Below are 7,830 nucleotides of genomic sequence, written 5' to 3' on the forward strand. Positions count from 1 at the left end.
CTGCGGTTTCAGGGCCGAACGTGGCATGGATCGGCCCGGAGCTGCGGAACGCAGGAGGCCATGGCGAGGGCAAAACACCGCTACGTCATCCAGTACGCCGAGACCGCGTTGCGAGGCGCCCGGGGCCATCTGAGTCCCGCCCTGGTCACCGACCTGCACACGCTCCAGGCGAAGGCGTACGCGCGGATGGGAGACCGGGCGAGCTGCCACGCGCATCTGCGCCGGTCAGAGAGCGCCGCCGCGCAGATCCATCACGACGATGAGCCCCCCTGAGACCGGAGCCGATGCCCTGCGTCCCTTCGACGCCCGCGTGGTCAAGGAGTTTCTGACGCGTGCCCACCGGCAGGCGCGCGTGCCCTTGTAGCGTGGGGCCGAGACCAGGTCACCACACCAGGAGCACGCCGCATGCGCTGGCAGGTCCACTCCGAAGAACCCCTCTACACCGACCCGTGGCTCGATGTCCGGGTGGCGGACGTGGAGCTTCCCGACGGCAGGCACCTCGACCACCGTCTCATCCGGACCGCCCCGGGAGCCGGAGCCGTCGTCACCGACCCTCAGCGCCGGGTCCTGCTGATCTGGCGGCACCGCTTCATCACCGACTCGTGGGGATGGGAGATCCCCATCGGGAAGATCGACGACGGTGAGGGACCGATGGCGGCGGCGGCACGCGAGGTGGAGGAGGAGACCGGCTGGCGTCCCGGGTCGCTGCGCCCGTTGCTGCGCGTCCAGCCGACCAACGGCATCTCCGACTCCGTCCACCACATCTTCCGCGCTGACAGCGCCACCCACATCGGTCCGCCGACCGAAGCATGGGAAGCCGAGCGCATCGAATGGGTCCCGCTCGCCGACATCCGCGATCTGGTCGGCAAAGGCGACATCGTCAGCGGCACCAGCATGGCCGCCCTGCTGTACGTCCTCACCGAGCCGTAGAACGTGAACCATCCCGACAGCAGTACCTTTTCAAGAACCCCGGCGGCTACTGCGGCACCGGCGGCACCGGGGTCGCGTGCCCGGTGGGCCTGACCTCCGGCGAGGCCTGACGGACAAGCCTTCTCGTATGACATCGTCTGCGATCGACGGCCTGCGGCGACCTGGCGGTCCGCCTGGGCATCGGTGATGCTGTGACGTGTGGAGTACGTGTCCAGAGTGCCGCGACCGCCGCTGGACGGGCTGGTCGACGACCTCTACTACCTGGAGGGTGCGCCGCCGTACGCCCGGCTGACGCTGCCGCCGATGCCGGCGGCGTTGCTCATCGTCAACCTCGGGGCGCCGTTCCGCATCCGCGCCGGCACCGACATCGAGACGGCCGAGTACGCCGACGGCTGCGTGGTCACCACACCCACCCGCGCCTTCGAGTTCGGCTATCCGCCGGGGACCCGGTCCGTCGGCGTGCACTTCAAGCCGTGGGGGCCGGCGCCGTTCCTGCCGATGCCCGCGGCCGAGCTGTGCGACCGGCCAGTGACGGTGGAGCAGGTCTGGGGCCGGCCCGCCGTTGTCGAGCTGCGAGACCGGCTGGCCACGGCGGACGGACCGCACGAGATGCTGACGCTGCTCGAGCAGGAGCTGATGCGGCGGCTGCGCGAGACCGCCGGCCTGGGGCTGGTCCGCCGTACGAGCAGCGTCATCGCGGCGACCGGCGGGTCGGTGGCGATCGGCGACCTGAGCGCGGCAGCCGGTGTCAGCAGCACTCATCTGGCACAGCGGTTCAAGGAGCTCATCGGCGTCACGCCGAAGCGGCTGGCCCGCACCCACCGCTTCGCCGCCACCGTGTTCGCGATCGATCCCGCCGGACCGATCGACTGGGGCGATCTCGCCGGTGGCGCAGGCTACTTCGACCAGGCCCACTTCGGCCACGAGTTCCGGGCGTTCACCGGGCTCACGCCGACGCGGTACGTCGAGGTCCGGCGGCGGTTCCTGCGCGAACACCCCGGCCACGCGCTGGACGGCTGGCCGCTGCCGGCCGATTGATTTTTTACAAGACCGGCAGCGCACGCCACGCTAATTTGGGGCACCCCGAAGCAGAGGAGAGCCCCGTGGGCAAGGTGGTCATGTACGGCTCGGTGTCGGTGGACGGCTTCATCGCGGACGAGAACGACCGGCCCGGACCGCTGTTCGACTGGTTGTCCGGCGGTGACGTCCCGTTGGATGAGAGCGGTGAGCTGAAGGTGTCACAGACCTCCTACGACTACACCCGGGCGTACTGGGACCAGATCGGGGTCACGATCGTCGGCCGCCACGTCTTCGACCTGACGGACGGCTGGGACGGGAAGCCGCCGGGCGGGATCGACCACGTGGTCGTCGTGACGCACCGGCCGATGCCTGAGGGCTGGGACCCCGAGGCGCCGTTCCACTTCGTCGACGGTGTCGAGGCGGCGATGGCCAGGGCGCAGGAGCTCGCGGGCGACCGTACGGTCGAGGTCGCCGCCGGTGACGTCGGCGGCCAGATGCTGGCCGCGGGGCTCGTCGACGAGGTGCGCATGGACGTCGTACCCGTTGTGTTCGGCTCCGGCAAGCGCTACTTCGGGCCGGTCGACGCGCAGCACCTGTTGGAGGACCCTGATGCGGTGATCCAGGGCGACCGGGTGCTCCACCTGCGCTATCGGGTGCGCCGGTGATCGATCCGAGCGGGATCGTTGCTCATGTCAGGGGCTGATGTCCCGCTGGGGGAGCGCTCGGGCCGGGAGATCTTTCCGGTGGGTCGTATCGATCCTGCCGAAGACGATCGCCGTCAACGGCAACCCGCGAACCGCTGCATGGTTTCGGCGAGCCCTTCCCAGTGCGTGTACGCCTCAGGATCGAGCACCTCATCCTGGGGGCGTGACCGGACCAGGCCCATCAGAGGCTCGAAACCGAGGGCGCGGTAGCCGTCCCGGACGTCGCAGGCGAGATCGTCCGAGAACAGCGCGGGACCCCAGGCGCCCATCCACTGTCTCCGTTCCTCCGTATAGAAGATCAACGTATCCCGTTCGCCGACCGGCTCGGCAGGTCATGGCGGGGGCAGGATCCGACGCGGTGCCATAAGGCGTCCTACCGGCACGTCTTCGTCTCGGGAGAGCAGTGCTCGACCTCGGGATAACGGGGCGACGGCTTGTCCAGCAGGGGCTGGGATCTCTTGCGCAGGTGCAGGTCGAAGAAGGCCGCGACGTATCTGCGGGTGATGTCCATGGCGCGGGCACCGGGTATGCCGGCGCCGGTGTCGATGCCGAGCTGGTCGGCCAGCACGCCCAGGTCGGTGAAGGACGTGTGCTCCGCCCCGGTCACCAGGAGCCAGCGCTTCCAGCCGGTCAGCTGCTTCCAGTCGCGCTCCCAGGTGGCGGCCGCGTCTCCCTCGCCCGGGGTGTAGGCGGCCGACCTGCCCAGGAACAGGAACGGCCGTGCCAGCCCCCTGGCCGGGATCCGGACCTCCGTGGTGCCGTCGACGTCCGCACCGGCGCGTATCCGGGAGTCCCCGAGCATGGCCGCGATGGCGCTCGCTCCTCCGACGGAGTGACCCGCCATCGCGATCCTGGACGGGTCGATCAGGCGGGCGCCCTTCCACCTCGGCCGGGCCCCGGTCAGCCGGTCGAGCACGAAGGAGACGTCGGCCGCCCGGCTCTTCGCCAGCTTCCCCCACCACGCCGGATCCTTCTCGATCCCACAGGTGACGCAGGTGGCCACCCGCCCGTCGGGGAAGGTGGTGGCGACGTTCTCGTAGGTGTGGTCGATCGCGGCCACCATGTAGCCTCGGCTGGCCAGATCCTCGGCCAGCGCCGTGAGTTCGCTCCGGGGTTTGGTGTGGCCCGGGGAGAGCACGACGAGGGGAAGACCGCGCCTGCGGCCTGCCGGGCCGGCGTCGGTGAAGGCGTTGGTCCGCGTCCTGCTCAGCGTGTCGACCGGAACGCCGGTGATCCCTCCGCTCTTCAGAAGCAGCTCGGACTCCTTGGGCGTCATGTACGGGGCCCGCTCGCGGCCTGGCGACTCGGCGGGGTACCACAGGGTGGCCATGAGCTCCCGGGCTTTCACCGAGGGGACCCAGGGGTCGGGGCGGGAGGTGTCTTTCAGGTACAGGGACGTGGTGCCGACCGGATGCCGACCGGTCGGCTCGGGCAGGTGGGGCGTGCCGATCGACGTCGGCGAAAGGCCGGCCGCGGCAGGCGCGGACGCGTACGAGGCGGCCTCGGACCGGGCGGACACGGACCGGGCGGACACGGCCGGCGTGGTCGCCACGGATGCGAGCAGCCCGGCGGCGATCACACCGAAGCACAGGCTCCGGCCCCTTCCGCTTCGAGAGGAGCCCCGGCCGGTGGCGGCCGCGCTTCCCACTGCGGTGTGTGCCGGTGTGCCCGCGCCGCCGTACCGCCCGTCCGTGTCCGCCGTCTCCGCCACATGACCCATCAGATCCAGCGAGGGGGCTGCCGGGTTCGCCCGGCAGGGGAATCGCTTCCTTGTTACAGTTCTTCTGCTTGAAACGGACAGGGCTTGTCCGTCGCCTACCTCGGCAGAGGAAAGCGAGAAGCTGCTCCCTTCAGGGAGTGGAGGAGTCACGAACGTGCCCGTCCTTCCGGTTGAAACGGCCGCCTCGCCGGAGAAGTCCTGCGGGGCTGATGGCGGGGACAAGGCTAGAAGCGGCCGACGCCCGCACGCGTCGGCCGTCGTGCCGGTATCGGGCCCCTCCGGGGGATGATCCGCCCGCGGTGTCATCCTCGCGATGTACTCCCGGCGGACACCGCCGTGGGCACTGAAGACGATGTGCGGTGGATCGCGCGAACGCGAAAATATGTCGGTGGCAGCAGACGAACGACGGCTCTGGCGGCAGTACGTGCAGGACGTACTGCGGCCGGAACCGCGAACCGCCCGTCCGTCTCGAAGGGCTCTCGTCGCCGACGGGCTGCTCGCGATCTTCTTGACCGTCGTCGCGCTGATGGCGGCGGAGGGACTGCAGGGTCCGGTCCATCGCGTCGACGTGCAACCGCGTCCTCTGATCGAGCTGCTGCGGCTGCCGCAGCCTCCGGCGGCTCCGTCCCTCCCGGCGGTTCCGTCTCCTCCGGCGCTACCGGACGGGGGCATCGGCGTTCAGTCGGCCGCCCCGGAGCGGATCCATCCGCCGTCCGGCGCCGTCCCCGAGGAGTACGAGCCACCCGTGCTCCTGGTCGCGCTGACCGCCCTGCCGCTGGCGGCCCGGCGCAGGTATCCGCTCGCGACCTTCTGGGTGGTGGCGTCCGCGGTGCTGGCCATGGACGGCGGTGAGACGTGGATCACCGTACTGGCCTGCTTCATCGCCGGCTACAGCGCCGTCGTCCACAGCCGCAACCGGGTGCCCGCGGCGGCCGGTCTCCTGCTGGCGGCCGTGCTCGCCGGCGTCGTGGACCGGGACGTCGCGTCCGGTCTTCCCGGTCTCCCCGGTTGGCTGGGGCCCTACGTGGTCCTGCTGAGCGCCGGGGTCTGCGCGAGCGTCGTCCGGTTCCTGCGGCGGAGCCGGGACCGGCTCACCGAACTCCAGCGGGCGCAGGAGGACGCCATGCGGAGGGCGGTCGAGGCCGAGCGCTCCCGGATCGCCGCCGAGCTGCATGACGTGGTGACCCACAATGTGAGTGTGATGGTGATCCAGGCGGGTGCGGCGCGCAAAGTGATGGACGCCGAGCCGGAACTGTCCAAGCAGGCCCTGCTCGCGATCGAAAGCAGCGGCCGGGCCGCCATGGCCGAGCTGCGCAACGTCATGGACTGCTCGCAGGACCGGAGGACGGCCGCGTGGACGGCCGGGGCGACGGGCTCGAACCGCAACCCGGCCTCGACCAGCTCGGCGGCCTCGTCGAGCGGGTGCGCGCCGCGGGGGTGCCGGTGGACATCGCGCTCTCGCCGCTGGACCCCTTGCCCGACGGGGTCGGCCTCACTGTCTACCGCGTCGTGCAGGAGGGCCTGACCAACACGATGAAGCACGCGGCCGGCGCGACGGCGTCCGTCGCGATCGGCCGCAACGGCGGCTGGCTGGAGATCGAGGTCACCGACGCCGGCGGCGCGCCGGGCCCCCAGGCGCGGACCGGCAACGGCCGCGGGTTGATCGGCTTACGTGAGCGGCTGGCCGTCTACGGCGGCACCCTGGCCGCCGGGCCCGTGGCGGGGGGCGGTTATCGGATCATGGCCCGTATTCCGTGGGCCGCCGCATGAGCGAGCCGGTGCGCGCTGTCATCGCCGACGACCAGGCGCTGGTCCGTACCGGGTTCCGGATGATCCTCTCCGTCGACGGCATCGAGGTGGCGGCGGAGGCGGCCGACGGGGTCGAAGCGGTCGCCGCCGTACGGAGCACCAGGCCGGACGTCGTGCTCATGGACATCCGGATGCCGCGGATGGACGGCATCGAAGCCACCCGCCAGATCATGAGCGGCGGAGCGGACGAGACCCGCGTCATCATCCTGACCACTTACGATCTCGACCATTACGTCTACGCCGCCCTCACCGCCGGCGCCAGTGGCTTCCTGCTCAAAGACGTCAGCCCCGAGCACCTGGTGGCCGCGGTACGTCTGGTGCGCTCCGGCGACGCCCTGCTCTCACCCACCATCACACGCCGCCTCGTCGAGCGTTTCGCACCCCGGGACGAGGCGAAGGCCGGTCTCCACCGGGATCTGTCCGGACTGACGCCACGGGAACTGGAGGTGCTGCGCCTGCTCGCCACCGGCCTGAGCAACGCCGAACTCGCCGACCGGCTGACTCTCAGCGCGACGACGGTGAAGACCCACGTCGCCCGCATCCTGTCCAAACTCGGCCTCCGCGACCGCGTCCAGGCCGTCGTGCTCGCCTACGAAACCGGACTGATCTCCCCGGGCGGCCCATCGGCCACCGGTTGACCGGCCCCGCCGGCCGGGGTGTCCGGTTCCGGACGGGCGGGGAGGATCTGCTGTCTGAAGCGAGCCGTTAAAACCAGCGATATCTCTTCAAGAACCCCGGCGGCTACTGCGGTATCGGCGGCACCGGCCTCCTGCCCGGTCGACCTCACGGCCGGTGGCGCGTAGAACGTGTAGCGGCCGGTCCTCGCGAGGGCGAGGGCCGGTATTTTGCTACTTCAAGTAGTAAACTGAGCTCATGAGCATGCCAGAGCGAGACTTCGCCCCGGGAGACGGTCCGGCGGCCAAGGTCAGTGTGTCTCTGAGAACGGGCAACATCCGTGCCGTCCGAGAGCGAGTCGGGGCCCGCGGATTTTCCGCCTACGTTGATGCCGCTGTGGAGCGACAGATCGAACGGGACCTCCTGGAGGAGGCCCTGCAGGCGAACGAGGCCGCTTCCGGGCCGATCCCGCAGTCCTTGCGCGACGAGGCGGCGGAATTGTTCCGCCGGGTCAGATCCGCGCCCGAACTCCAGGAGGACGGATGGCGCGCACACGAAGCCGGTTGAGTGCGGGCACCGTCGTTCTCGATTGCGAGGGGCTCGTGAAGTGGTGCGAGGCGGACCAGCGGGTGACCGCGTTCGTGAGGGAGGCGCAGGACAACGACTTCCGGGTCGTGGTCAGCGCCATGACACCGATCGAGGCGCAGGACGTCCGCGTCAGAAGCGATCGCCTCAGATGGCACCTGTCCCGGCTGAAGATCGAGCCGGTGACCGAGGGCATCTCGTCGCGAGCCGTCGAGCTGCTTCGGGACGCCGGCCTGCACGGTCACAAGTACGCCATCGACGCCGTGGTCGCGGCCACCGCCCTGTGCTCGGCGCGTCCTGCCGTCGTTCTCACGTCTGACGAGGACGACATGGGCAAACTGTGCGGGAAAGCAGTGCAGGTGGTCCCTGTCTGAGACGGTTCGAGGGCCGAGGCCGGGGTTCCGCAGTTGATGTAGCGGGATAGTCCGCGAATCTGGGGATTGACGT

The 7,830-nt window shown here is 70.2% G+C and carries 11 protein-coding genes; 9 read left to right on the forward strand and 2 right to left on the reverse strand.

Annotation, left to right across the window (positions count from 1 at the left end):
* Nucleotides 1–60 precede the first annotated feature (60 nt).
* The 4 genes from ACWJ6R_RS25680 to ACWJ6R_RS25695 all read left to right on the forward strand — a co-directional run bounded on the left by ACWJ6R_RS25680 (nt 61) and on the right by ACWJ6R_RS25695 (nt 2,615).
* Complete coding sequence (locus ACWJ6R_RS25680; RefSeq protein ID WP_449064693.1) at nt 61–273, forward strand: hypothetical protein; 213 nt, start codon at nt 61–63, stop codon at nt 271–273.
* Between the two features lie 132 nt (nt 274–405).
* The gene (locus ACWJ6R_RS25685) at nt 406–930 is read left to right on the forward strand and encodes an NUDIX domain-containing protein (protein ID WP_449064694.1); all 525 of its coding nucleotides are present in this window, start codon (nt 406–408) and stop codon (nt 928–930) included.
* 207 nt (nt 931–1,137) lie between these two features.
* Nucleotides 1,138–1,968 carry a helix-turn-helix domain-containing protein gene (locus ACWJ6R_RS25690; protein ID WP_449064695.1) on the forward strand — a complete coding sequence of 277 codons (831 nt, stop codon included), beginning with the start codon at nt 1,138–1,140 and terminating at the stop codon, nt 1,966–1,968.
* 65 nt (nt 1,969–2,033) lie between these two features.
* Nucleotides 2,034–2,615, forward strand: a complete 582-nt coding sequence (locus ACWJ6R_RS25695; RefSeq protein ID WP_449064696.1) for a dihydrofolate reductase family protein — start codon at nt 2,034–2,036, stop codon at nt 2,613–2,615.
* Between the two features lie 113 nt (nt 2,616–2,728).
* Here ACWJ6R_RS25695 and ACWJ6R_RS25700 read toward each other — a convergent pair whose 3' ends face one another.
* Both ACWJ6R_RS25700 and ACWJ6R_RS25705 read right to left on the reverse strand, forming a co-directional pair.
* On the reverse strand, nt 2,729–2,923 hold the full coding sequence (locus tag ACWJ6R_RS25700) for a hypothetical protein (protein ID WP_449064697.1): 195 nt from the start codon (nt 2,921–2,923) through the stop codon (nt 2,729–2,731).
* A 104-nt stretch (nt 2,924–3,027) separates the two neighbouring features.
* Nucleotides 3,028–4,188, reverse strand: a complete 1,161-nt coding sequence (locus ACWJ6R_RS25705; RefSeq protein ID WP_449064698.1) for an alpha/beta hydrolase family protein — start codon at nt 4,186–4,188, stop codon at nt 3,028–3,030.
* Between the two features lie 574 nt (nt 4,189–4,762).
* Here ACWJ6R_RS25705 and ACWJ6R_RS25710 point away from each other — a divergent pair.
* From ACWJ6R_RS25710 to ACWJ6R_RS25730, 5 genes are all read left to right on the forward strand, one after another.
* Entirely contained in the window at nt 4,763–5,899 is a 1,137-nt protein-coding gene (locus ACWJ6R_RS25710; RefSeq protein WP_449064699.1) for a sensor histidine kinase, read from the forward strand.
* Entirely contained in the window at nt 5,884–6,144 is a 261-nt protein-coding gene (locus ACWJ6R_RS25715) for a sensor histidine kinase (protein WP_449064700.1), read from the forward strand. The genes ACWJ6R_RS25710 and ACWJ6R_RS25715 overlap by 16 nt, the downstream gene beginning before the upstream one ends.
* The gene (locus ACWJ6R_RS25720) at nt 6,141–6,821 is read left to right on the forward strand and encodes a response regulator (RefSeq protein ID WP_449064701.1); all 681 of its coding nucleotides are present in this window, start codon (nt 6,141–6,143) and stop codon (nt 6,819–6,821) included. The genes ACWJ6R_RS25715 and ACWJ6R_RS25720 overlap by 4 nt, the downstream gene beginning before the upstream one ends.
* A 235-nt stretch (nt 6,822–7,056) precedes the next feature.
* Nucleotides 7,057–7,365, forward strand: a complete 309-nt coding sequence (locus ACWJ6R_RS25725) for a hypothetical protein (protein ID WP_449064702.1) — start codon at nt 7,057–7,059, stop codon at nt 7,363–7,365.
* Entirely contained in the window at nt 7,341–7,757 is a 417-nt protein-coding gene (locus ACWJ6R_RS25730) for a PIN domain-containing protein (protein WP_449064703.1), read from the forward strand. Before ACWJ6R_RS25725 ends, ACWJ6R_RS25730 begins: the two co-directional genes overlap by 25 nt.
* Nucleotides 7,758–7,830: the final 73 nt, after the last annotated feature.

Source organism: Planomonospora algeriensis, assembly GCF_977012225.1.